At 59.0% G+C, this 24,797-nt stretch carries 25 protein-coding genes; 16 read left to right on the top strand and 9 right to left on the bottom strand.

Annotation, left to right across the window (positions count from 1 at the left end):
- Window positions 1-102: 102 nt before the first annotated feature.
- The 5 genes from EXQ56_07210 to EXQ56_07190 all read right to left on the bottom strand — a co-directional run bounded on the left by EXQ56_07210 (window position 103) and on the right by EXQ56_07190 (window position 5,321).
- Entirely contained in the window at window positions 103-1,641 is a 1,539-nt protein-coding gene (locus tag EXQ56_07210; protein MSO20244.1) for a pseudouridine synthase, read from the bottom strand.
- Window positions 1,631-2,452: an SMC-Scp complex subunit ScpB gene (gene scpB / locus EXQ56_07205; GenBank protein MSO20243.1), complete on the bottom strand. Its 822-nt coding sequence runs from the start codon at window positions 2,450-2,452 to the stop codon at window positions 1,631-1,633. Before scpB ends, EXQ56_07210 begins: the two co-directional genes overlap by 11 nt.
- Window positions 2,453-2,548: 96 nt before the next feature.
- A complete protein-coding gene (locus tag EXQ56_07200; protein ID MSO20242.1) occupies window positions 2,549-3,331 on the bottom strand; it encodes a chromosome segregation protein ScpA in 783 nt (260 codons plus the stop codon).
- A 165-nt stretch (window positions 3,332-3,496) separates the two neighbouring features.
- A complete protein-coding gene (gene trpS / locus EXQ56_07195; protein ID MSO20241.1) occupies window positions 3,497-4,528 on the bottom strand; it encodes a tryptophan--tRNA ligase in 1,032 nt (343 codons plus the stop codon).
- Between the two features lie 127 nt (window positions 4,529-4,655).
- Complete coding sequence (locus EXQ56_07190; protein MSO20240.1) at window positions 4,656-5,321, bottom strand: site-2 protease family protein; 666 nt, start codon at window positions 5,319-5,321, stop codon at window positions 4,656-4,658.
- Between the two features lie 241 nt (window positions 5,322-5,562).
- Between EXQ56_07190 and tsaB the strand changes: the two genes are divergently transcribed.
- The 7 genes from tsaB to holA all read left to right on the top strand — a co-directional run bounded on the left by tsaB (window position 5,563) and on the right by holA (window position 10,756).
- Window positions 5,563-6,333, top strand: a complete 771-nt coding sequence (gene tsaB / locus EXQ56_07185; GenBank protein MSO20239.1) for a tRNA (adenosine(37)-N6)-threonylcarbamoyltransferase complex dimerization subunit type 1 TsaB — start codon at window positions 5,563-5,565, stop codon at window positions 6,331-6,333.
- 43 nt (window positions 6,334-6,376) lie between these two features.
- Window positions 6,377-6,832, top strand: a complete 456-nt coding sequence (gene rimI / locus EXQ56_07180; protein MSO20238.1) for a ribosomal-protein-alanine N-acetyltransferase — start codon at window positions 6,377-6,379, stop codon at window positions 6,830-6,832.
- A gap of 174 nt (window positions 6,833-7,006) precedes the next feature.
- Window positions 7,007-7,234, top strand: coding sequence for a DUF465 domain-containing protein (locus EXQ56_07175; GenBank protein MSO20237.1), 228 nt, complete (start codon window positions 7,007-7,009; stop codon window positions 7,232-7,234).
- A 237-nt stretch (window positions 7,235-7,471) separates the two neighbouring features.
- Complete coding sequence (locus EXQ56_07170; GenBank protein MSO20236.1) at window positions 7,472-8,089, top strand: phosphatidylserine decarboxylase; 618 nt, start codon at window positions 7,472-7,474, stop codon at window positions 8,087-8,089.
- Between the two features lie 103 nt (window positions 8,090-8,192).
- Window positions 8,193-9,125 carry a phosphatidylcholine/phosphatidylserine synthase gene (locus tag EXQ56_07165; GenBank protein ID MSO20235.1) on the top strand — a complete coding sequence of 311 codons (933 nt, stop codon included), beginning with the start codon at window positions 8,193-8,195 and terminating at the stop codon, window positions 9,123-9,125.
- Window positions 9,109-9,663: a hypothetical protein gene (locus EXQ56_07160; GenBank protein MSO20234.1), complete on the top strand. Its 555-nt coding sequence runs from the start codon at window positions 9,109-9,111 to the stop codon at window positions 9,661-9,663. Before EXQ56_07165 ends, EXQ56_07160 begins: the two co-directional genes overlap by 17 nt.
- Before the next feature lie 4 nt (window positions 9,664-9,667).
- Window positions 9,668-10,756 carry a DNA polymerase III subunit delta gene (gene holA / locus EXQ56_07155; GenBank protein ID MSO20233.1) on the top strand — a complete coding sequence of 363 codons (1,089 nt, stop codon included), beginning with the start codon at window positions 9,668-9,670 and terminating at the stop codon, window positions 10,754-10,756.
- Between the two features lie 721 nt (window positions 10,757-11,477).
- On the opposite strand, the gene EXQ56_07150 is transcribed toward holA, so the two are convergent.
- From EXQ56_07150 to typA, 3 genes are all read right to left on the bottom strand, one after another.
- Entirely contained in the window at window positions 11,478-12,071 is a 594-nt protein-coding gene (locus tag EXQ56_07150; GenBank protein ID MSO20232.1) for a hypothetical protein, read from the bottom strand.
- Between the two features lie 703 nt (window positions 12,072-12,774).
- A complete protein-coding gene (locus EXQ56_07145) occupies window positions 12,775-13,149 on the bottom strand; it encodes a 3'-5' exonuclease (protein MSO20231.1) in 375 nt (124 codons plus the stop codon).
- Between the two features lie 933 nt (window positions 13,150-14,082).
- On the bottom strand, window positions 14,083-15,921 hold the full coding sequence (gene typA, locus EXQ56_07140; protein MSO20230.1) for a translational GTPase TypA: 1,839 nt from the start codon (window positions 15,919-15,921) through the stop codon (window positions 14,083-14,085).
- A gap of 279 nt (window positions 15,922-16,200) precedes the next feature.
- Between typA and EXQ56_07135 the strand changes: the two genes are divergently transcribed.
- The 4 genes from EXQ56_07135 to aroF all read left to right on the top strand — a co-directional run bounded on the left by EXQ56_07135 (window position 16,201) and on the right by aroF (window position 20,344).
- Window positions 16,201-16,428: a redoxin domain-containing protein gene (locus tag EXQ56_07135; GenBank protein MSO20229.1), complete on the top strand. Its 228-nt coding sequence runs from the start codon at window positions 16,201-16,203 to the stop codon at window positions 16,426-16,428.
- An 18-nt stretch (window positions 16,429-16,446) separates the two neighbouring features.
- Entirely contained in the window at window positions 16,447-16,830 is a 384-nt protein-coding gene (locus tag EXQ56_07130) for a redoxin domain-containing protein (protein ID MSO20228.1), read from the top strand.
- A gap of 208 nt (window positions 16,831-17,038) precedes the next feature.
- Window positions 17,039-18,967, top strand: a complete 1,929-nt coding sequence (locus EXQ56_07125) for a hypothetical protein (GenBank protein MSO20227.1) — start codon at window positions 17,039-17,041, stop codon at window positions 18,965-18,967.
- Between the two features lie 351 nt (window positions 18,968-19,318).
- A complete protein-coding gene (gene aroF, locus EXQ56_07120) occupies window positions 19,319-20,344 on the top strand; it encodes a 3-deoxy-7-phosphoheptulonate synthase (protein MSO20226.1) in 1,026 nt (341 codons plus the stop codon).
- Between the two features lie 149 nt (window positions 20,345-20,493).
- Here aroF and EXQ56_07115 read toward each other — a convergent pair whose 3' ends face one another.
- Entirely contained in the window at window positions 20,494-20,700 is a 207-nt protein-coding gene (locus EXQ56_07115) for a hypothetical protein (protein MSO20225.1), read from the bottom strand.
- A 265-nt stretch (window positions 20,701-20,965) separates the two neighbouring features.
- Here EXQ56_07115 and EXQ56_07110 point away from each other — a divergent pair, with 265 nt between their 5' ends.
- The 5 genes from EXQ56_07110 (at window position 20,966) to EXQ56_07090 (ending at window position 24,718) form a co-directional block, all read left to right on the top strand.
- Window positions 20,966-21,943, top strand: coding sequence for a cysteine synthase family protein (locus EXQ56_07110; protein ID MSO20224.1), 978 nt, complete (start codon window positions 20,966-20,968; stop codon window positions 21,941-21,943).
- Window positions 21,944-21,964: 21 nt separating this feature from the next.
- Window positions 21,965-22,435, top strand: coding sequence for a M67 family peptidase (locus EXQ56_07105; protein ID MSO20223.1), 471 nt, complete (start codon window positions 21,965-21,967; stop codon window positions 22,433-22,435).
- Window positions 22,436-22,500: 65 nt separating this feature from the next.
- Window positions 22,501-22,794 carry a MoaD/ThiS family protein gene (locus EXQ56_07100; protein MSO20222.1) on the top strand — a complete coding sequence of 98 codons (294 nt, stop codon included), beginning with the start codon at window positions 22,501-22,503 and terminating at the stop codon, window positions 22,792-22,794.
- Between the two features lie 55 nt (window positions 22,795-22,849).
- Window positions 22,850-23,995 carry a molybdopterin-synthase adenylyltransferase MoeB gene (moeB, locus tag EXQ56_07095; protein ID MSO20221.1) on the top strand — a complete coding sequence of 382 codons (1,146 nt, stop codon included), beginning with the start codon at window positions 22,850-22,852 and terminating at the stop codon, window positions 23,993-23,995.
- A gap of 51 nt (window positions 23,996-24,046) precedes the next feature.
- Complete coding sequence (locus EXQ56_07090; protein ID MSO20220.1) at window positions 24,047-24,718, top strand: ACT domain-containing protein; 672 nt, start codon at window positions 24,047-24,049, stop codon at window positions 24,716-24,718.
- Window positions 24,719-24,797: the final 79 nt, after the last annotated feature.

Below are 24,797 nucleotides of genomic sequence, written 5' to 3'. Positions count from 1 at the left end.
GAGTGCGACTCTTTCAGGGTCGAATTGTTTTATGAAACAGGTTCCGGGGGCGGTGCCCCGGGCTATCCTGTATATCCCCTGCGGGGATGAAGATGAAATATTCTACGGACGGCGTCGCGGAGCGCCGGAACGGGATGGTGGACCGGAGCGGGATGGCGGGCGACCAGGTCCACCGGACGGGCGGCGCGGTGGCGCTGTCGGACGTGAGCCGGTTGGCCGAGCGCCAGATGCGCCGGATGAAACCAGACGTGGGTTGGTTGGGCGCGCCCCAAACGGACGCGCGCCGGTCGGGCGTGCTCCCGTTGGGCGTGATGCGAATGGGCGTGAGCTGGTTGGGTGATCACCAGTTGGACGTGATGCAGCCGGGCGGTCGTTGAATGGACGCGGGCTGGTCGGGCGTGCTCCCGTTGGGCGTGATGCGAACGGACGCGCGCCGGTTGGCCGAGCTCCCGTTGGACGAAATGAATCCGGGCGTGGGCTGAATGGACGCGTGCCGGTTGGCCGTGCTCCGGTGGGGCGCGATGCGAACGGGCGTGAACTGGCTGGGCGATCGCCCGTGGGACGTGATGGCGCCAGGCGATCGTTGAATGGGGGCGCGCTGGTTGGGCGATTTTCAGTTGGACGTGATGGCGCCGGGCGTGTGTTGAACGGACGTGCGCCGCTCATCGGGCGCTCACCCATGGGACGGGGTGTAAACGTGCGGGCGGCGGCTGGACGTCCGACGTAGGGGCGGGTGGCGGTCCTGGGCGGCGCGGATGGCCGCGGTGCCGCTGATGTTGCGCGAAGCGGGCGCGGAAATTTAGGCGCGCTGGCGGTGCGATTCTTTTCGCCCATCATGAGCTGGCGGACTTCGCCGGGCATCAGGTGGCGGACTTCGCCGGGCTTCAGCAGACCCAGGCTGAGGCGGCCGATGCGCACCCGGCGCAGCTTGCGCACGGGATGGCCCACCAGCTCGAACATGCGGCGGATTTGGTTTTGCCGCCCTTCCTGCAGGATCACTTCATACCACGGGTTGCCGTCGTCCTTCTCGGACTTCTCTGCTGCTGCGCGCGGATTTCGACGCGCATCCTTCTCGGCATACAGTTTCTTGTTTGGCTCGCGCCAGTCTTCGCCGCGACTTTGCGCCGGGAGCGCGCTAATCTCGGAGGGCAGAGTGCGGCGGCCGTCCATCATTATGCCCTTGCGCAGGTTGGCGAGCGCCTCGGGCGAAGGCGTGCCGTGAACCTTGGCCATGTAAGTTTTGTTGATGCCGTAGCCGGTGGCCAGGATGCGGTTGGCGAACTCGCCGTCGTTGGTGAACAGCAGCAGGCCTTCGCTGTGGAAGTCGAGACGACCGACTGGATAGAGCCGCTCTTTGATGCGCGAGACGAACTGCATTACCGTGGGTCGTCCCTCAGGGTCATCCGTGGTGGTTACGCAGCCGCGCGGCTTGTTCATCATCAAGTAGACGGGCGGGGCGGCGCGGCGCAGCGGCTTGCCGTCCACTATAATTTCCGAGACGGCCGGGTCAGCCTTCGCGCCCAGCTCGTTGACGATATCGCCGTCCACGCGGACGCGGCCCGCGGTGATGAGTTCCTCGGCGGCGCGGCGGGAGCACACACCGGCGGCGGCGATGATTTTTTGCAAACGTTCAAGAGGCATGGGAGTCGCTATCTGCTGAATCGTTCTGGTCTTCCGGATTTGTATCGGAATCGGAATCGTCGGTATCGGCCCGCGCGGAAGTGGCTTCGCCGCGCGTGAATCCGCCGTCAACATTTTCTTCAAGAGGCAGTGTGGGCTCGCCGACGTCACCAAACGACGCCTTCAGCACGGCCTCGAACTCCTCCATGCTGGGCAGGTCAGAGACGCTGCCCAGTCCGAACTGGACGAGGAACTCTTTGGTTGTCTTATAGAGGATCGGTTTGCCGATGACGTTCTTGCGTCCGGCGGTGTGGATCAGTTTGCGGTCGAGCAGCGTTTTCAGCACGCCGGTGCCCTGCACGCCGCGCACGGCTTGAATTTCCGGCGCGGTGAGCGGCTGGCGATAGGCGATGGTGGCCAGTGTTTCCAGAGCCGCCATCGACAGGCGCAGCGGTGGCGTGAGACCTTTCACGAAGCGGCGCACCGTGTCATGATGCTCGGGCTTGGTGAACATCTTATAGCCGCCGGCGATCTCGCGGATCTCGATGCCGCGGGCGTCAATCTGATACTCCTGCTGAAGCTGCGCGATGGCCCGGATGACGGCAGTCCGCGCGGCGGCTCGCGCTTTCTCGATGTCGCCCGCGTCCGACGTGTTATCGACGGCCTTGGCGATCTGCTCGACCGAGACGGGTTCGCTCGCGACGTAGATGATGGCCTCAATCGCGGACTTCAGGCTGCGGTCGGCGGAGGAAGCGTCCGCTTCGCTCTGCGTCTGCTCCGGCACATTCTGTTGGCTATCCGGCATCAATTCTTCCATAGTCATCTCACTCATGCTGTATTGCGGTCTCCACCAATTCCTGATTTAAAGTTAGGTCAACGTGTGCCGACCGTTACCGCTCCATAACTGTCGCGGCTCGGACGAACAACATCAGCGATAATCGCCGCCACTGCCTTCCTGCAAACTGGCGACGGCATTGGAAAACTGGCGGTGTTTGCGCAACTCGATCTCGCCGAATAGTTCGCTCTGGCGTACCGCGATGGCTTGCAGTCGCACCAGTTCGAGCAGAGCGAGGAAGGTGGCCACAGCCGCATCGCGCGAGCGCAGTCCATCCAAAACTTCCTTCAACGGCACCGGCGTGGCGCGCGCGGCGAGCAGGTCGCAGAGCGTGCGCATCATCTCGGCCACGCTGACCTGCTCTTCCGGTATATCGAGCAGTGGGCGAACCTTGGCGCGATCAATCACCGCCTGAAAGGCCTTCACCAGATCGTGCAGTGAGACAGCAAGGTCGGGCTCGTCGCCGGGTCCATCCTCTGAGGAGAGGAACTCGCGCAACCCCGGTGATGACCAGCTTGCCGCCTGCACAATCTGCTTCTGCTGCAACATCGCCGCCGCCTGCTTGAACTTTTCGTGCTCCAGGAGTTGATAGACCAGTTCCTTGCGCGGATCGTCATCCTCGTCGCCCTCATTGGGGTCGGGAGGCAGCAGCATCTTCGACTTGATCTGAATCAGCGTGGCGGCCATCACCAGAAAATCCCCCGCGACTTCCGTATCCAGCTTCTCGATGTTGGTGTGAACATATTCGAGATACTGCCCGGTGATGGTGGCGATGGGAATGTCGTAGATGTTGATCTCCTGCTTGCGGATCAAGTCCAGCAGTAGGTCCAGCGGCCCGGCGTAAGCCTCAATATTAATGTTCAGCGATGAATCCATGATTATTCTTCGATCGAGTTTTGCTTCTTGTTCTCGCTCACCTAATAGTCGTCATCCCAAATTAGTCGTCATCCCGAGCGCAGCGAGGGAACTGCTGTTCTTCGTCGCGCCGGAACAGCAGGTCCCTCGCTGCGCTCGGGATGACGACGGTTGGGGGACTCGGTGTTACTTTGCGTCGAGCGCCGGTTGCTTCAGGTTCATGGCTGCACGAACTTCTTCCATGGTTTGCGCGGCGGTCTCTCTCGCGCGCTGCGATCCCCGCTCCAGCACGTCCCAGACCTGGTCGGGCTGCTGCACGATCTTGTTGCGGCGCTCGGTGAAGGGCGCGATCCACTGCGCCAGATTCCCGGCCATCTGCTTCTTGCAATCCACGCAGCCGATGCCGGCGCGGCGGCATTCGGTGTTGACCGTGTCTATGGTCTCCTGGGGCGAGCAAAGTTTGTGGAGTCCGAAGACGGGGCAGACGTCCGGGTTGCCGGGATCAGTGCGCCTCTGGCGCGCCGGGTCGGTCAGCATGTTGGAAACCTTGGCGCGAATCTCCGTTTCCGTGTCGCTGAGGAAGATGGCGTTGCCGTAGCTCTTTGACATCTTGCGGCCATCGGTTCCCAGCAGGCGTGGCGTGGGCGTCAGCAGAGGCTGCGGCTCGGGGAAAATCGGCCCGTAGAAATTGGCGAAGCGGCGGCAGATTTCACGCGTCAGTTCGATGTGCGCCACCTGATCCGCGCCTACCGGGACGAACCCGGCTTTGTAAATCAATATGTCCGCCGATTGCAGCACAGGGTAGCCGAGGAAGCCGTAGGTGCCGAGGTCCTTGTCCTGAATATTCTCGCGCTGCTCCTTGTAGGTGGGCGTGCGTTCCAGCCAGCCGAGCGGCGTGATGAGAGAGAGCAGCAGGTGCAGTTCGGCGTGCTCGGGCACGCGCGATTGCTGGAATATCACGGCCTTTGCAGGGTCCACTCCGACGGCGAGATAGTCCGTTACCGAGTCCAGAATGAATTGCTGCAGCCCACTGGTGTCGGCGTAGTGCGTGGTGAGCGCGTGCCAGTCGGCGACGAAGAAATAGCAGTTGTATTTCTTTTGCAGCTCAATCCAGTTGGCAAGCGCGCCGACCAGGTGGCCGATGTGAATTTTGCCAGTGGGGCGCAGTCCGCTCAAGACACGAGCGTCGGCCGGGACAGCAGGCGTCGTCGGTGGCACGGCTAGGGGTGTGGCTGGCGGCACGGCTAAAGGTCTCTCCCGAGATAGCTAAAAATCTGATTCCTGCATGGCGTTGCGGGTACCCATACATTGTAACCATACATTATAACGATGAATAGAGTCGCGGCTAAAGCGCGAACTGGGAATTGCCAGCCAGCAGCAGAAAATAAAAGAAGCCCAGGATGGGACGATAGACGACGGAGAGGTCCGCATACATGAGGACTGCGATTAGAATGAGGAAGCTGAATTGTTGCAGCGACGCATAGGCATCCTTTAGTGAATCCGGCAGCAGGCCCTCCAGAATATGGCTGCCATCGAGCGGCGGGATGGGCAGGAAGTTAAAGACGGCCAGGATCACGTTCACCGTCAAGGCCATATCCAGCAGGAGCAGCAGCGGATAGAGCAGCGAATCTTCCGCGATGTTTCCTCCCGTGGCCAGCAGCAAAGTTTTATAGACGATGACCACGGCGATGGCCACCATGAAATTGCTGATCGGACCGGCGGCGGCCACCAGCATGTTGTCGCGCACGCGGTGGCGCAGGCGCAATGGGTTCACCGGAGTGGGCTTGGCCCAGCCCAGCAGCGGGACGCCGGTGACCGCGGCCATCACCGGCATCAACACCGTGCCGATGGGGTCGATGTGGCGGATGGGGTTGAGCGAGATACGCCCCAGCAGCCGCGCCGTGTCGTCTCCGAAGTAGCTCGCCGACCAGGCGTGCGCTGATTCATGAACACTGATGGCGAACAGAAAAGCGATGATCTGAAAAATGATTTCGACGACTTGGCGGTCCACTCATTCTCCTAGCGTACAACCCTTGGGTGTAACCGGAATGGTAGCACACCCATTTCCATCCGGAGTATATTGAACAATTGCGTGGTAGTGGGTCGGTTTGGAAAATGTCCTCCTGAGGAGCGTAGCGACGAAGTATCTGCTTTTGCTCCAGCGAAGAATGCAAAGCATATACTTCGCTGTCCTCAGGCGCCGCGCTCAGGACGACAGCTCCCCATTACGCGGCGTGTGTGGAAGAAGTTAAATGACAAGCGTACACGATCAATATCTACTGGCGGTCGAAACCAGTTCAGGACACGGCAGCATCGCGCTCGTATGTTATCGAGAGAAGGATGGGGCGGGTGTCAATGAGCTGCTGGAGCAAGCCGGCCTATCGTCCGAGCGGACGGGCACGGCGCTGCACGATGAGATTGCCAGCTTGCTCGGACGCCATCATCTGACTACGGCGGATATGGCAGGCTACGCTGTCTCGATTGGCCCCGGCTCCTTTACGGCCATACGCGTGGGCGCGGCGGCGGTGAAGGGCTTTGCCGAAGTGCATGGCAAACCGGTGGTGGCCGTCTCCACGCTGGAGCTGATCGCCCGTGCGGCTGAAGAGGTGGCCGATTCTGTTGATTCAGCCGCGGCCACGCCGGTGGTTTGGGTGCCCATCCTCGACGCTCGCCGGGCGCAAGTGTTCGGCGCGATCTACGAGAGAGCCGGAGAGCAAATGAAATTGGTGGGTGCGGAAACAGTCGGTTCGCTGCGTGACCTGTTGGACCGTTGCGGGAGCTTGCCCGCGGCATCCATTAACAATATGCCGCGAATCTGCTCACCAGAGATTGGCCTTTGGGCTGACACCATCACTGCCGCGGGATTCCCTGGTTCCTCGCTGGTGGCCACGCCTAATTGCATGGCGGATACTCTGGCGCGTTTGGGGATCGACCGATTGCGCCGGGGCGGTGGAGTGGACGCCGCGGCGGTGGACGCCAACTATGTCCGTGCTTCGGACGCCGAATTGTTCAGGAATATATAGAAGGTCTGGAAGGCCCGTAAAGGAAATGATGCCATTGCGCGCCATGTCCGTTGCCGATGCCGTCACGGCCGCTGAATTGACGGCGGCTTCTCCGGGCGCGGCGCATTGGAGTGCGCAAGCCTACGCCGATTTGTTGAGCAGGCAGGGCTCAGCGCAAGTGACTGGTTTTGGGTGGGTGGCAACCGCCGATGCGCCGGGCGGGGAACTGCTGGGATTCATCTGCGCGCGTGTGGTGGCGGGCGAAGCGGAAATACTGAATCTGGCGGTGAGTGGCGCGGCGCGCCGCGGCGGTATCGGCGGAGCGCTGGTGGCTGCGGCAGTAGAAAGAGCGTTTGCGCTGGGCGCTGAGCGAGCGTTTCTGGAAGTCCGGCAAAGCAACGCGGCGGCGCGGGGTCTTTACCAAAAATTGGGCTTTTCCGCTCAAGGAATACGGCGAGGCTACTACAGCAACCCGGTTGAGGACGCCCTGATTCTGGCGCTGAAGAAGCCGCCAGCTTGACTGGCAGATCGAGTGGCTGGACGCGCCGGGGATCAGTCAGTTAGAAAGAACGCCTGCCCCCTCCTCCCCCCGCAAAATATTGCATGGCGATGTTCTTGAATTTGGAATGGTTCGGTGGTAGTTTGGAGACGTCGAGCCTCATCCCACCTGGCATGAAGGAGGAATCGAGCATCAATGCAAATCAACGAACAAGAAGTTAAAGAGCAGTTGTTAGCGCAGGACGCAGAATACGCCCGCCTATTCCACGAACATTCTAGATGTAAATCCATGTTGCAAGAACTAATGGACCGCCCCCATCTGACGGAAGCCGAACAAGTCGAAGAAATCAGAATCAAGAAATTGAAGCTCTCCCTGAAGGACCGCATGGAAGATATTCTCCACCGGCGCTTGCAGACCGCATAGGCAAGGGATCGCCTACGCCGAGCCGCGACCCGCAAGGGGCGAATCCGTTCAACGGTCATTGGTACTCGTTGAACGGGTCCGCCCCTTGGGGTCGCGCTCTGCTTGGACCCCCGTTTCAGTCCATTGACGCACGGCAGCATTTCGGGTGATAGACTAGCTGAGTAGGATGAAGCATAGATTCGCCCCCGCGCGCAATGCAATCGCGGATGGCCCGGAAAGCGGAAGCGGCAGCTCAGCATGGTTCGAGACGGAATTTATTACGCGATAGCACTGCTGGGATTGAGCGGATTCGCGGTTTACTGGGGCGGCTGGATGTGGGGAGTCCCGGAGTGGCTCCTGACGGCGTTCGTGCTGAATTTCTTTCGCGATCCGGAGCGACCCATACCTCCAGGAAATGGCGTGGTTTCACCTGCGGACGGCAAGGTGGTGGATGTGCGGCAGTTTGACAGCCCGACGGGCCGCCGCTGGAAGATCAGCATTTTCCTGAATGTGTTTGACGTTCACGTCAACCGCGCACCGGTAGCCGGACGCATCACCGAGCAGGTCTACCGCCGCGGAAAGTTTCTGGTGGCCAGCGTTCCGGAGGCTTCCACGGAGAACGAGCAGAACGCCATTACGATTGATGCCTCAGACACCGCGCCGCAGGGCCATGTGGTCATGAAGCAGATCGCCGGACTGGTGGCGCGCCGCATTGTCCCGTACAAGAAAGTCGGCGATACGGTGGCGCGCGGCGAGCGCATCGGGCTGATCAAGTTTGGCTCCCGCGTGGACCTGGAATTGCCCGCATCCTATAAGCTCCTGATAAAGGTCGGAGATCGTGTGCGGGCCGCGGCGAGTTTGATCGCGGAGCCCTAGTCGCGCCGATCCAAGTTGCTCAACCTGTTGTGTAACGGTTGTGTAGCGGTTATGTAACGGGCAGCCAGCGAACGAATTCACCGAGTCCGCATTGGAGGGAGCTATGTCGCGCAGTTCTCACCGAAGTTCCCACGCAGATGCTGGCGGCCATCCCCAGCGGCGTCGGCCCATCCGCCGTGGGGCATACATTATTCCCAGCTTGTTCACCATGGCCAACATCTTCTGCGGATACTACGCGCTGACGGAGGTCTCCAAGGCCGGCCTGTTTTTGATGAATGATCTGGGCTTGGCCGCCGCCCATTTCGACAATGCCGCCAAGGCCATCGGCTTCGCCGTTCTTTTCGACGGCCTCGACGGGCGCATCGCCCGCCTGATGGGCACCACCAGCCCCTTTGGTCAGGAGTTGGACTCGCTGGCCGACACCATTACGTTCGGCATCGCTCCGGCATTCCTCGCCTTCTCCTGGGGGATTCACGCTGTTGGCGGAGTTACCAGCGCCACCGAGCCACCGTTGCTGGAATCGGCTGGGTGGGTGGTTACGTTCCTGTTTGTCGTTTGCAGCGCGGCGCGCCTGGCCCGGTTCAATACCCATAGCATTCAGCAGGCGGCGCGTCCGGAAAAGCCGGAGCACAGTAAGTTTATTGGCATGCCCACGCCCGCGTCGGCTGGCATCGTGGCTGCCATCGTCCACTTCAACTCCGGCATACCGATGAGCACTCCGATGTGGGTGCCGTTCTGGCTGGTGCTGCTGAGCGCCACCTCCGCTCTGATGGTCTCCACATGGCGGTATCACAGCTTCAAGGGGCTCGATTTCCGTCGCCGTCGCGGCTTCGTCATGGTCATTCTAATTGGCACATTGTTCGGGATGATCTGGTTCTACTCGCATGTAGTGCTGCTGCTCATCGCTTCGTCTTATTGGTTAAGCGGGATTATTGCTAGACTGCTTCAAGCGCGGCGGCGCAAGCTGGGTATCGCGGATTCGTCAACGTCCGATCTGCCGCAACCTGAGCATTCTCCGCGTGAGCACAATGCCTGATCGCCGTATGTTTCCCCGCTTCTGCGCTATTTTTCTCGTGACGATCGTCGCGGTCTTCACCGGCTGCGGATACCGCGTCTCGAACGGCGTTCCGCGCGGGCTTCCCGCCAACGTCCAGTCGCTGGCTATCCTTCCTTTGGAGAACGAAACACTCGGGTTCCGCATTGAGCAGAGCCTGACCTCCGCCGTGCATCAGGCTTTTCTGACGCGCTCGCCCTATCGCGTACAATCGGAGGCGGCGGGTAGCGACGCCGTGCTGCGCGGTGCGGTGACCGCATTCTACACTTCGCCCGTGGCGTTCGATCCGCGCAGCGGACGCACCACCGAAGTGCTGCTTACCGTCGGCATGCGTCTTGCGCTGACCGATGCCCGGTCGGGTGCGACGCTGTTCGAAACCAGCGACTGGATTTTTCGCGAGCCTTACGAAGTCAGCCAGGACCCCGCCGTGTACTTCGGCGAGAATCAGCCGGCCATGTATCGCCTCAGTCGCCGCATGGCCTCCAGCTTGGTAACCATGATTATGGAAGGCGTGGAATAATTCCATGATTCCCGCATCACGGGTTCTCGAAAATATCCGCAAAGGGAAACTCTCTCCCGGCTACGCGCTGATCGGGCGACAGGTTTATTGGCGCGACCGGATATGGGCTGCGTTGCGCGAAGCGATGGGGCTGGCCGCGGATGGCAATGGATTAATCGAGCTGGACCTGAAGCAGACTTCGCTCGATGCAGTCATCGGGCAGGCGCAATCACGCAGCTTGTGGGCGCCGCGTCAGTTGCTTCTGGTGCGCAATGTCGGCGCGCCGGGCGGGGCCAAGGCCAAGGAGTTGCTCGGCGAATATTTCAAGAGTCCCAACCCAGATGCCGTGCTGGTCTTCGAGATGCTCGATGTCGATCCCGATAGCGGCGACTGGCGCGAGAAGGAAAAGGCCAAGTCGCGCATCGAGACCTGGGACGGGCTCTGCGATGCTGTGTTGCTGGTCGCGCCCGACGTGGATGACGCAGTGCGCTTCGTCATCGAGCAGGCCACCGAGCGCGGCGTCAAGATCAACGCGCAGGTCGCCGAGCGAATCGTCACGCTGCTCGAGCGCAACATGGGCCGAATGGCCGCGGCGGTCGAGTCGCTGGCGCTTTACGCCGATGGCCAGCCCGAGATCAGTGAAGCCGATGTCGCGCTGATGCTGGGCTCGGGCGCGGGTCCCACGGGCGGATCGCTGGCCGCCGCCGTGGGATCAGCGAGCGCGCGCCGCGCTGTTGAGACGATTGCCGAACTGCATCAGCAGTCCGAGTACGCGCCGCTGGTGGCCGCAGAGGTGGTGCGCTATCTGCGTCAGTTGATGCTGTTGAAGGAGGCCCAAGTGCGCGACCCGCGCCAGGCCTCGCGCGTGTTGTGGACGGGCAAGGTTCCCGCGCCGCCGGATCAGATGGGCGAGCTGCTGCGCCAGGCGCGCGGCTTCTCCGCCAAGCATCTGGCGCGGGCCATGCGCTTGGCCTATCGCACCGACATCGCGCTGCGCTCCAGTCCGCCCGACGAGCGCGCGCTGCTGGAGCGTCTGATCCTCAGCATCATGCGCCCCCTGCTGAGTCCCTTGTCGCGTCCCCTCTCGCAAGACGGCGCCCGCGCCCGAAGTTGAGCATCTCAGGTCGCGGCATCTAGGGTCCTCGCATCCGGGTAGCCACGGTGAGCGCGGTTCGCGCCGTGGGATTTTTCGCGGACGCGATAGGCCCGCAAGACCCAATTCCGAACTCCTTTTTAGCCGGACAAGTTTGCGGAATCGTCGGCTCTGCCCAAAGTACACACGTTTACGGTTTTGACCACTCTGACCAAATATGCGGTGGCCTTTAGTACCAAAATTCCGCGTCGCACCGCGACAAATTAGCGGAATTATCCAAAGATTCCAGCGCGCCAAAATTTTCTAGATAATTTCCGCGTATCGCCGAATCTTTTTTGGCCCGCGCCGCATCCGTGCGATCCACAATTCCCATTGTTTGTCATTCCGAGCGCAGCGAGGAATCTGCTTTTTAGGTTGGCAAGGTTGGACGCAAAACAGATTCCTCGCTGCGCTCGGAATGACAAACCAAACAGACCGTAACCGTAGGTTCACACCCGGGGCTATTCATGTGTCGCCCCTCCGGTGCTCCGCGTGGTAGCGGAAATATCCTAGGTAGGGACAAGCCTCCGGCCTGTCCCCCTTCAATCAATCAAAGACGGCAGGCAGGAATGCCTGCCCCACCAGGCAACCCGCCGCGCCACATGATGCGGTCCGTCAACGGCGATCACGCGAGCAATCCGCGCCAGGCATACACAGCGCCAGAACCAGATTGCTGTCCAATCCGAGAAATACATCCCGCCTTTCAACAGTTTCCCGTTTGCCGTTTCTGTCGAAGGAATTCTTGCCAGAAGGAAAGTTCTTCGAGGAGCAATAACTCAATATATTTCTTGTCGCGTTCGATGACAATGTGAACATCCGGTCGTCCTGGTAGGTAACACCAAAAATCAATTGTGGAAAGTCCAGTCACGGCAAGAATGTGCTGCAGTTGTCCATAGTAGTGTTCGGGTACCTGGCGGCTTAGGGCTGTTTCCTCATATACGCGAATGCCACACTTAATTTCTACGATTGATTGTTCATCGTTACTAAGCCCATCGACACTTGCCCGCAGCCAATCAAGGTCAGTGTTCTGGAGACATGCGGGACGAACTTTTCTGCCTGTTTTGCGTTCATAGAATTTCCTGGCTTCTGGTTCCAATGCAGTGCCTCGCGCCATGGCAGCATTCGGGCTTTGACGATGATCATTCAATTTTTCAGTCAGAAGCTGTTGGCGAGTTTTCCACGGGTTCTCGCGCATAATGGTAGGAGCATCTGAAGCACCAATACCTTGGCTCCTCCACGCATGCCATTCAGAAGTACCTTGAGCGATGGAGACAATTTTATATGGAGGTTGATTCATTTATGACTCCGCTGTCTTTTGAGAATGCTCTGATGAATTCATCGCGTGCTTAACCACTATTGCCCAAGCGGTGCATGATCCCACGCCACCCGGTTGCGGGTTCGAGAGAGTCTCCAGGAGCCCACCCAATCTCTCGAAACGCGCCTGAAAGACGATGCAGCATATGCGCCTCAGCAGTCGTCACGCGTTTGTCTACGCAGGCGTTCGTAAGAATTCCAGCATAAGCTCTAGCATGGAGCCACATCAGTTCTTCATTCGTGAGCTGCAGAGAGTGCCTCTTGGTCTTGAGATGCTGAACTTCGTCGTTGGTCATTTCAAGATCGGATAACACAACCGTGAGTGTATCCCAATACTCCTGTATCAATTCCTGCCTGGAACTGAGCGCAGATGCAGTTGTGCTGGGCGCAATCGATGTGCCCCGAGGTTTCAAACGAGTCGATAGCGGAATACGCTCCCATAAAGGAAGCATCGAGAAACTTCTCATTGAAACTAGCTGTAAACTTATATGGCTTGCGGGCTGCCAGTTGACTGAAGGTGGTAATCCCCAAGCTCTCAAGGCTTTTTTTATATATCGGCCAAAGCTTGGCACTCGCAAGCGCATCATCAGCAGCCCGGTGGGCAACCCGATACTCCAACCCGTGATTAACGCAGGCATCTGTCAATGAACACTTCGATCCTAAACCAAGCATGGGTCTCAAATACATTAGACAAAGGTAAGGGGGGGGAATCGGTTCACTCCAGCCGCAGCAAGTTCACTCTGTGCGAACTTTGCGTCGAAGTAGACATTGTATGATGCGAACACGCAACCGCCGATTGCTGCTAGGAAATTGCCAGCTATATCTCGGAAACTTGGTGCATCGACTACATCTGCATCGGTAATTCCATGGATTTCCGTTGCCGCAACTTGTCGGTTGGGATTGACGAGGGTATTTAGAACGAGCTCAGGTTCTTTGTTAGGCTCAACACGGACGATAGCGATTTCGATAATCCGGTCTCCGGCGGTGCTTAGACCAGTTGTTTCCAAGTCGACCACAGCGATTGGTGTTTCCAGTATGGGTCTATCTGGTAAGCCCACCATGATTCACTCCTTGTACTGTATATGGTTCGCGCCTTACGAGCCATCAACACTTGGCACCGGTGCCGAGCGGCACAAGTATTGGAAGGGCTCAAGATACAACCGGATACTACGGCCCTAACTGGCGCTTAATATACCACAGAGGCAGCATGCGGAGAACGGAGGATCAGGGAGAAGTTCAAACACAAAACACGGGGACAAGCGGGACGGTTCCCATCATAATTTTACTGCGGGAAATCTTTTACTTAGTTTCTACTTCGTCAGCCATCGCGCCGCCGATGCGTTTTTTGTTTTCCCGGCGACCTATTGCACCGCTATTGATGAGCTGCTTGACGATGGAGTAGACCGCGGCGAGTTGCTCGCCGAGTTCCGCGGCTCGGATACACCATTCCGCAATTCAGTCTTGGCCGTGTGATTTTCGCATTACGGCTGCGCCACTTTTTGTGGATGTACGACGGTAATGTCGGGATAGCGGGTAAAATCCTGTTTCGTTGAGCGTAAGCAGGTGAGTGACGCCGTGGACATGCATGGCGGAGACCAGGCGGGCATCGTGTACCTGTACGCCCATTACGCCATAGGATACCACCAGGCGCCGCCGTGCGCGATGTACCTGCTCGTTGTCGGGCAGCAGGGTAAGTTTACTTTCGATCAGTCGTGCTTCGCTATCAGCCTGGGAAACCGACAGGCCAAAACCGTTGCGGTCCTTCGGGCGCGTGGCGACGTTCCAAATTTCGCAGGGTTCTGCGACGTATAGCAGAATGATACGCCACGCCGCTTCCGGTTTGGCATATCCGGCTTGCCAGCCGCAAGCGCGGGGTTTTGGGCGGGTTGAGCGGAATGTCCTGCGGTAGGGTATCGCTGTGTTGCAAGCCCCGAAGGGAAAACCCGCGCCAAGAAATGCGCTTGACGTGGCTACCCGCGCAAAATCAAAATGCCCTAGCGCTGGTTGGCTTGCAGGATTTTCTTGCGCAGGCGGATGGACTTTGGAGTCACCTCGACCAGCTCGTCTTCGCGGATGAACTCGATGGCGCGCTCCAGGTTCATGATCTTCGGCGGGACCAGGCGGATGGCTTCGTCGGATGTCGAGGCGCGCATGTTGGTGAGTTTCTTTTCCTTGATGATGTTGACGTCCATGTCCTTGTCGCGGGCGTTCTCGCCGACGAGCTGGCCTTGATAAACCTCCAGGCCCGGCGTGACGAAAATTTCGCCGCGCTCCTGCAGATTGTAGATGGCGTAGCTGGTGGTCCTGCCGGCGCGGTCGGCGATCATCGAGCCGGTGGGGCGCGTCGGGATGTCGCCCTGCCATTCGATATAGCCGTTGAACAGTGAGTTCAGGATGGCCGTGCCGCGCGTGTCGGTGAGAATCTCATTGCGGAAGCCGAACAGTCCGCGCGAGGGGATCAGGAAGTCGAGGCGCACGCGGCCGGAGCCGTGGTTGATCATCTTCTCCATCTTGCCTTTGCGCACGCCCATCTTCTCCATCACCACGCCGAGGTAGGCTTCGGGGCAGTCGATCTCCAGAATCTCCTGCGGCTCGTGCAGTTTTCCGCCGATGGTCTTGGTGAGAATCTCCGGCTTACCCACGGCCAGCTCGAATCCTTCGCGGCGCATCATCTCGATCAGGATGGCCAGTTGCAGCTCGCCGCGTCCCTTCACTTTGTAAGACTCGGGGCCGCCGGCCTCCTCGACTTTGATGGAGACGTTGGTGAGCAGTTCCTTGTCGAGGCGGTCGCGCAGGTGGCGCGATGTTACAAACTGACCTTCGCGTCCCGAGAAGGGCGAAGTGTTCACGGTGAAGGTCATGGCGATGGTCGGTTCATCAATGGTGATCAGCGGCAGCGGCTTCGGCGTATCGGCATGAGTGATGGTCTCGCCGATGGTGATGCCTTCAATTCCGGCTACGGCCAGAATGTCGCCGGGGCCCATCATGGTCTCTTCAACGCGGTTTAGCCCTTCAAAGGAATATAGTTTGGTGATCTTGTTTTTTTGCAGCGACCCATCGAGCTTCACGATGCCCACGGTGTCGCCGAGGCGCAGCGTGCCGTCGAAGACGCGGCCAATGGCCAGACGGCCCAGGTAGTCGCTGTAATCGAGATTGGCGACCAGGATTTGCAGAATATTTTCCGGGACGCCCTTGGGCACCGGGATGTTCTTCACGATGGCCTCGAACAGCGGTTGCAGATTCTCCGAGCCATCGTCCAGTTTGTCGTGGGCCACGCCGGCCTTGGCGTTGGAGTAGATGATGGGGAAATCGAGCTGCTCCTCGGTGGCGTCCAGATCAATGAAAAGATCGTAGAGTTCGTTCAGCACTTCCGGGATGCGGGCGTCGGGGCGGTCGATCTTGTTGATGACCACGATCTGCGGGAGCTTGGCCTCGAGCGCCTTGGTCAGCACGTAGCGCGTCTGCGGCAGAGGGCCTTCGCTGGCGTCAACCAGGAGCATGACGCCGTCCACCATCTTCAGGGCGCGCTCGACTTCGCCGCCGAAGTCGCTGTGGCCGGGCGTGTCGACAATGTTGATTTTGGTTCCGTGATAGCGGATGCCGGTGGTCTTGGCCAGAATGGTGATGCCGCGTTCGCGTTCGAGGTCGTTCGAGTCCATCACGCGGTCTTGCAGTTCCTCATTGGCGCGGAAGATGCCGCTCTGCCGGAGCATGGCGTCGACCAGCGTGGTCTTGCCGTGATCGACGTGCGCGATGATGGCGATGTTGCGAATCGTCTCGTTGCGGGCCGGGTGGATTTCGGCTGCGGGAGCAGTCGAGGGTGTTGTTGCCATAATATTTTGCTATCCTTTGGAATCGGTTCGGAGCGGCGTCATCAGTCGAAGGGGTCTGCCATGCTGCCGTTAATAATAAGAATACCACGCCTTGGGCGCGCGGATGGCAGATGCGCAGTGGAAAGTTGGAAATCGTGAGTGACTCGCATCGCGTGATTTATGGGTTGCATTCATTCTAGCGCTGCCTATAATGACTGCGAGTGCTTTGCTTGTGCCTGATTAACGCATCCTGCTTGAGGAGGGGAATCCATGTTTCTGCGAAGATTGCTGCTGGCACTAATGCTGGCGCCGCTGCTCGCTGCCGAAAAGGCGACGGCACAGGCCGCGCTGGGGCCGGTCGAGGGTCCGGCGGATAGCTACTTCTTGTCGCCCTTTGACTTGAGGCGCGTGGTGGCGGGCGATACGGCTCCCGATTTCCATCTGCAGGATGAGAATGGCAAGGTTCACCAGCTTTCAGCGTACCGCGGTAAGAATGTGGTGCTGGTGATGTATCGCGGCCATTGGTGAGGCGCATGCACCACGCAGCTGGGCCAGCTGAAAAATTTGTTTGATGGGAATAGCGAGTTGAATCAGTCCACGGTTATATTGGCGCTGAGTCCCGATGATGTGGAGGGCGCGGCCAAGATGGTGGCGCGTCAGGCGAAGGAGCAGGGCGGGCCGCCGAACTTCACGCTGCTTGCCGATCCCGATCATCGCGTGATCGCGCGCTACGGGCAGTTGAATCCCGAGCTGTTCAAGAACGAGTCCAACCCGGAAGGCTACATTGTTCCGCACCCGGCGACATTCGTGATCGACTCGCTCGGTCGCGTGGCCTGGAAATTCACGGATGTGGATGCCCGCGTCCGGCCCACTAATGAGCAGATTATCGAGGCCCTCAACGAGGCCGCCAAGGCACTTGGTCCCCAGTAGTTTCGCCGGGCGGGCGGGTGATTGTGAATCACGATTGACAATTCACAGGGGCTGGATAGAATAGGTCATCTGTTAGATAGCTATCATCAATGGCTATTGGGGCGGGCTGCCCAACTCAGCGGGGAACATTTTGAGTATTTTCTGGAGTTGCGCGCGGCAGCGGGCGAACCAGCGCGTCAACGAATTTAACGATCGAACTTTGGAGGACATGAACGCAATGAAACGAATTACCGGATTACTGGGAACGGCTCTGTCCCTGCTGATCATTACTGCGGCGGGCTTGCAGGCGCAGCAGATGCTGAATAATGTTCCCGCCTCAATTGTTTCCTATCCCGACATGATCGTCCACAACGCGAAGATTTACAGCATGGACGATCACTCCCTCAACGCCTCTTCCGGCCGCACGCATCAGGCCATGGCCGTGCGCGGCGACACCATTTTTGCGCTCGGAACCAACGCCGAAATTCTGGTGATGGCGGGTCCGAGCACGCGCAAGCTGGACGTGAAGGGCCGCGCGGTCCTGCCCGGTTTCATTGACGCCCACAACCATCTGCATGACGGCGCGGTCGGTCGCTGGGCACGCGAAAATCCGGCCATCATCGACAAGGTCGCCAAGAATTTTCAGGTTTCCGGCAAGAACTACAGCGACTACACCAAGGGCATCGAGCTGGTTATCAAGGAGCAGATGGCGCGTCCCGAGCCCGGCCAATGGGCGGTCATCGGCATCTCGCAGCCTGGCGCGGCCGCTGGTGGGAACGCCGTCTCGTACCTGAACGAAAAGCAGTTGACGCGCCCGCAGCTTGATGGCTGGGCGCCCACCATGCCCGTGCTGGTCAATGCCGGTCCCGGCGCATGGCTGCTGAACACCGCGGCGCGCGACGACTTTTTGAAGATGTATGAAGTCGAGCCGACCGACCAGAATGAAAAAGACGCCATCACCATGTCCACGGTGTTTGGCCGCTCGTTGATCGCCGACAAGTATTTCGACAACCACCTGGGCGAACTGGCCAACGTGATCGCCGACACCTTGACGCATCAGGCCGCCGGCGGATTCACCACCTACAGCTCGCACATTGTGGGACTGTCCAAGATGCCTGCCTTCATGAAGCTGGTCCGCGAAAACCGCATGCCGATTCGTCTGGGATTCTCGCACCGCTACTGCAATCAGGTGGAGCCGGACGCGCCGGGCTGCTTCCTGCGCTTGGGCGATTGGGCCGGACTGGGCTCGAAGTATTTCTGGAACGTGGGCATGACGCTGGGCGGCATTGACGCCGGCCCGCCGTCTATCTGCACCACCATGGAAGCGCCGCCGCAATACAAGTCGCAGGAGTACTGCATCATTCAGGAAGGCAACGGCTACTACAAAGCGGTGTACGCCGCCATGCGCACACGCTATCGCTACGTGGTCAACCACCTTTACGGCGACAAGGGCCTCGACCTGGTGATGGATATTCAGGAGCGCGTGATGAAGGAGAATCCCGACATCACGCTCGACTTCGTCCGTTCGCAGCGTCTGTCGTCGGATCACTGCGGCATGTATCCGCGTCAGGATCAGATTCCCCGCATGAAGAACCTCGGGATCACCCTGAGCTGCAATCCGAACTTCATCAACCGCTCGACGCCGTGGCTGGCCGTTTACGGCCTCGACAAGGCCAACCGCATCTCGCCGTTCGGCTCGCTCATCAAGGGCGGCGTGATTCCCGTTACCGAGTTTGAAGGCCTGGGCTTTGGCGGCGGCGAAGGCGTTACGCCACTGACGTTCCTGTATAAGGAAATTTCCCGGCTGAACGACAAGGGCGACGCCATCGCCAAGAGCGAAGCCATTGACCGTGTCAGCGCGCTGAAGACCACCACCATCTGGGCGTCTTACTACGTGCTGCGCGAGAAGGAGATCGGTTCGCTCGAACCCGGCAAGTTCGCTGACTTCGTGGTCTTCAACAAGGACTACATGACCATTCCCGAGGCGGAGATTCCCACCGCCTATGCCCTGATGACCGTGCTCGGCGGCAAGACCGTTTCCCTGCGCGAGGAGTATGCCAAGGAACTCGGAACACCGGCGATCGGCCCGCAGATCAAGTTTTCCTACAAGACTAACGTCAACCTGGACCTCAGCGTGGAGGTCGGCGCCACGGAGTAATTTCCGAGGCCGGACTTAGCAACTCTTAACCAATGAGCCTGTTCCATTGCATCAACTGGAACAGGCTCATTTTTTCTCCTAGACAAGCCCAATTTCCGGGCGGTAAAATGCTAATTCAGCCCCATTTAGGGCATAGCGCGAAGTTGCTTGCGCCCGGAGTCAGTTACAATGATGAATACCCGTCGATTTTACTTTTACCGGGGGTGGCTGGGCCGCTAACTGCGTATCCGCGCGTTAGAATCCCGGCCCACTCGAAAGCGAGTGGGCTTTTTCATTTTCAACACTGTTGCCACAAACTTGAATGCGGGCCGGCCGGAATGGTTATTTCGCCGAGGCCCGCGGAGGAACAAAATGATTATCTCGATGAAACTCGGAGCCAGCAAGCAGGAGATTGATCACGTCTGCGAGCGGTTACAGGAGCTGGGCTACAAGTCTCATCCGATTGTTGGCACCGAGCGCACCGTCATTGGGGGTATCGGCGGCGGAGGCAACAAGGAGGCCGTTATGGAGTCCATCGCAGCGGCGCCCGGTGTTGAGTCGGTCGTGCCGATCAGCCAGCCATTCAAGTTTGTCAGCAAGGAGTCGCAGCCCGGCAAGACAGAGATCAAGCTGGGCAAGCACGGCCTTGGCGGCAAAGAGTTTATTATTTTCGCGGGACCATGCTCGGTGGAGAGTGAGGAGCAGGTTCTCGAGACGGCTATTGCCGTGAAGAAGGCTGGCGCGCAGATTCTGCGCGGGGGCGCTTTCAAGCCGCGCACCTCGCCCTATGATTTCCAGGGCCTCGAGGAAGTTGGGTTGAAGTTGCTGGCCAACGCGCGCGAGAAGACCGGCATGGCCGTCTGCACCGAAGTGATGTCCACCGAGGACGTGAGCCTGGTCGCCGAGTACTCCGACATTTTGCAGATCGGCGCGCGCAACATGCAGAACTTCAACCTGCTGAAGCGCGTCGGCAAGATCAACCGCCCGGTGATGCTGAAGCGCGGCCTCAGCTCGACGATCAAGGAATTTCTGCTCTCCGCCGAGTACATCGTAACCAGCGGCAACCCCAACGTGTTTCTGTGCGAGCGCGGCATCCGCACCTTCGAGACTTACACGCGCAACACGCTGGACATCTCCGCCGTGCCCGTGTTGCAGGAGTTGACGCACCTGCCCGTCATCGTCGATCCCAGCCATGCCACCGGCAAGCGGTCATTGATTCCGTCCATGTGCAAGGCGTCGATCGCGGCGGGCGCCGACGGATTGATGGTGGAGGTCCACCCCAATCCCGAGAAGGCTTTCAGCGACGGACCGCAGTCGCTCCGTCTGCCGGACTTCGCACAGCTCATGCAGGATTTGCAGCCGTATCTAAAGTTGTGGAGTTCGGAGCGCGGCAGCTAGCAATCCTCTGATAAGCAGGCCTGCTGAATCGTCCTTCCGTTGTCATTCCGAGCGCAGCGAGGAATCTGCTTTGACTTCCGCCGCTCGGGACAAAAGCAGATTCCTCGCCGCGCTCGGAATGACAACGAAAATAGTTTTTCAGCGAGGAATTACGGCTGGGACGACTGCTTGGGGAACTTGCTTTTCAACCATGTCAGTAGACGGCGGGCCCAATGAAATTCGGTGCTGAGCAAGATCAGGCCAGGGATGAAGAATGCCCAGCCGGGAATAATCGGCAGCAGCCACCCGGCGATGCCCGCCAGGAGCATTGCCATGCCAGCGATAATCTTTGCCCACCGCTTCAAAGTTGCCTTCAAACGTTCCTCCCGCGCTAGTTTCAGTATAGATGATTTTCAAAGTCCTAAAATGGATCACCGTTCCATCGCACCGTAATCGAGTAGGGACAGAGCAGAATCGCGGGAGTCAGGCTGGTAGCGTTGACAGTGCTTCCAGCCGGACGCTACAATCATCTCTTTTCAAAGCAAGAGCAGAATTGCTCCTGTTGGTGTATCGCGGACCCGACCCCGTATCGACCTTAATTTAGGGCTGGTGGGTGTCGATCTGAAAGTAGATAACCTGTTCATGACCAGCAAGATAGATGGACATATTAAAGTAGTGCGACCAGGCGAGCAAACCTCCCTGCTACGCCTGATTGGCAATACGCCCCTGATCAAACTGGAGCGCATCGCTCAACGCTTCGCTCCCATCGAGATATCCGTCAAGGCCGAGTGGTTCAACCCCGGTGGGTCGGTTAAGGATCGCGCCGCGTGGAGCATGATCCGCGATGGCGAGCTGAGCGGAGCGCTGCAGCCGGGGAAAGTGATCCTGGACGCCACCAGCGGAAATACCGGCATCGCCTACGCCATGATCGGCGCGAATCGTGGCTACAAGGTCTGCCTCTGCCTGCCGGCCAACGCCAGTCCCGAGCGCAAAAAAATCTTAAAAGCCTACGGCGTGGAGATGGTGCTGACCGATCCCGATCTATCCACCGACGGCTCGCAGCAGATGGCCAAGCAGATGTACGCCGCCGATCCAGAAAAATATTTCTACCCGGATCAGTACAACAATCCCGCCAACTGGCGCGCGCATTACGAGACAACGGGACCGGAAATTATCCGCCAGACCGACGGCAAGATCACTCATTTTGTCGCGGGACTCGGAACGACTGGAACGTTTATCGGCACCAGCCGCCGCCTGCGTGAGTTCAATCCGGCGATCCAGCTCATCTCGGTGCAGCCCGATTCGGCTATTCACGGTCTGGAAGGCATGAAGCACCTCGAAACAGCGATGGTGCCGGGAATATACGACGCGACAGTGGCCGATGAGGACATGGCCATCGACACCGAGAGGGCGTATCACTGGGTTAAGATGTTGGCGCGCGAGGAAGGCCTGCTGGCGGGCATCTCATGCGGCGCGGTGCTGGATGCCTGCTTTCAGATTGCCGCACGGCTGGAAAAGGAACCGCTTGCCGTTCGACAACAAACGAAAATTGTTACCATCTTTCCCGACGCCGCTGATAAATATCTCAGTGAGCGATTCTGGGACGAACCAAATGAATGATCGGTGGGCTACCAACTTTCTATGTCGTTAAGCATCCCGCGCAGTCAATATGAAAAAATCGCCCAGCACGCCATCGCTGCCTATCCGCGCGAAGGGCAGGGCCTGCTGATTGGCAAGGAGTCCGACGGATGTATGCTGGTGGCGGACTTTGCGCCCATGCCCAACGTGTGGGAAAGCTACGAGGACAATCCTTACGAAACCAGCCCGCAGGATTCCGCGCGCAATCGCACGCTGGTGGACCCACAGGATTTCATCCGCGTTGACCGCGAAGCCCGCAGCCGCGGGCTCGACATTATCTGCTATTTCCATTCCCACCCCGATCACCCCGCACGCCCCTCTGAGTTCGACCGCCGCCACGCCCATCCCTTCCTCATCTATGCTATTCTAGCTGTTGCGAATGGTGAGCCGCGCGAGCTGACCGCCTGGCAACTGAACGAAGATATGTCGCAGTTTCTGCCTGTTGAATTGAACATTGTGGACGATCCGGCATAGTTGTTTAATGATAGTTGCGGGTTGGCAGTCGCGGCCTGAAGTTTCGGAGGAGTTCTGGAATGGGTGTGAAGATCATCATCCCGACGCCGTTGCGGCAGTATACGGCGAAAAACGACACTGTGATCGTTGAGGGCGCGACCGTCGAGGAAGCCTTTAAGAATCTTGCCGCGCAGTATGGCGATCTGCGCAAGCAATTATTTACTGAAGAGGGGAAACTTCGCAGCTTCGTGAACATCTATAAGAATGACGAAGACATCCGCTACCTCAGCAAGGAGCAGACGCCGGTGAAAGACAACGACGTATTGAGCATTATTCCTTCCATCGCCGGCGGCGCGTCCCCTGTGCCCGCCTGTCGCTAGTTATCTGAAGAGCCGCGCCTTTTTGAACCCCCTAAAGAATTGAAGGAAATTGAACATGTCACTTTCAAAGGACGAAGTCTTACGCTATAGCCGCCATCTGATCATGCCCGAGGTGGGCATGGAAGGGCAGTTGAAGCTCAAAAGCGCCAAGGTCCTGTGCATCGGCGCAGGGGGCCTCGGCTCGCCCCTTGGATTGTATCTGGCCGCCGCGGGAGTGGGCACGTTGGGTCTGGTCGATTTTGATGTGGTCGATTTCAGCAACCTGCAGCGCCAGATTCTGCATAGCACCGCCGACGTGGGCCGCACCAAACTGGCCAGCGCCAAGGATCGCCTGCATGGCATGAATCCGCATATCGAATTGCAGACGCATGAGGTCGCGCTGTCCTCCGCGAATGCGCTGAATATTTTTAAGGACTACGACATCATCGCCGATGGCACCGATAACTTCCCCACGCGCTATCTAACCAATGACGCCTGCGTGCTCTCCGGCAAGCCCAACGTTTACGCGAGCATCTTCCGCTTCGATGGCCAGGCCTCCGTATTCGCCACCAAGGACGGCCCGTGCTATCGCTGCCTCTATCCCGAGCCGCCGCCGCCGGGGCTGGTTCCGAGTTGCGCTGAGGGCGGAGTGCTGGGCATTCTCCCTGGATTGCTTGGAGTGATTCAGGCGACGGAGGTGGTGAAGCTCATTATCGGCAAGGGTAATTCGCTGGTGGGCCGTCTGCTGCTGGTTGATGCGTTGGAGATGAAGTTCCGCGAGTTGAAGTTGCGCAAGGCGCCCGATTGCCCGATCTGCGGGACCAACCCAACCATTCATGCGTTGATTGACTACGATCAGTTCTGCGGCATCCATCCCGAGCCGCCTCCGGCCCCGGAGGCGAGCGAGTGGGAACTTACGCCCGTGGAATTGAAAAGTAGAATGGATCGCAAGGAATCGTTTGTGTTGCTCGATGTCCGCGAACAGCACGAGGTGGATATCTGCACGATTCCCGGTTCACGATTGATTCCGCTCGGGCAGTTGCAGGCGCGCGTGAATGAGTTGAACCCCGCCGATGATCTGGTCGTGCATTGCAAGAGCGGCATGCGCAGCGGCAAGGCCGTGGACTTCCTGAAGACCGTGGGCTTCCAACGCATCAAGAATCTGAAGGGCGGCATCCTGGCCTGGAGCGATCAGGTTGATCCGTCGGTGCCGAAGTACTAAAGCGTTTTGTGGTTTGTGTATCCGAGCCGCGCCAGTTATGGCGCGTCCACGATGATCGGATGCGCGACCAAGTCCCGCGCCCAGGAGCATTCAGGTTTTCGTGCATCGGGGACGTGCCATAACTGGCGCGGCTCGGATACGTCATCAGGAAATTTGCTAAGGGGAAATTTAATGACTCCCAATTCCTACGAACGTGAACATCTGGTTGTAACCGCGGTCGGTCCGGACCGTGTCGGACTGGTCGAGCAGATCAGCCAGTTCCTGTTGAAGGAAGGTTGCAACATTGAGGACAGCAAGATGGCCGTCTTCTGCGGTGAGTTCACCATCATCCTGCTGGTAACCGGCAAGGAAGACGCGTTGCAACGCGTAGCCGCTTCGTTCCCGTCGCTGACGGCGCAGGCCGGGCTGGCCTTCACCAGCAAACACCCGGCGTCGCGCTCGGCGTCGGAGTCCGCGCTTCCCTGTCGATTGCTGGCGTCGTGTATGGATCATCCCGGCGTGGTTCATCAACTGAGTTCCGTGCTGAGCCGGCTGGGCGTCAACATCGAATCGCTGGAAACCAAAACGGAAGAGGCCGCCATGAGCGGCACCCCCATCTTCCGCATGGAGGCGCGGCTCTCCGTGCCCGCCCGTGTCAACCTGCACAATCTTCGCCAGGAACTCGACGCCATCGGACAACGCGAGAACATCGACATCGAGTTCTCGCTGCTCCAGCGCGCCTAGTATTTGCAGATGCCCCATCAGAGCCCCGACCGCGAGGGAGTGGGCACGCTCGACGGTCGCTGAAATTGCCGATCGTGCC

The sequence above is a fragment of the Acidobacteriota bacterium genome (assembly GCA_009691245.1).
Classification (GTDB): Bacteria; Acidobacteriota; Terriglobia; order 2-12-FULL-54-10; family 2-12-FULL-54-10; genus SHUM01.
Note: the sequence above shows the minus strand (reverse complement) of the source record. Positions and strands in the feature narration are given on the sequence as shown.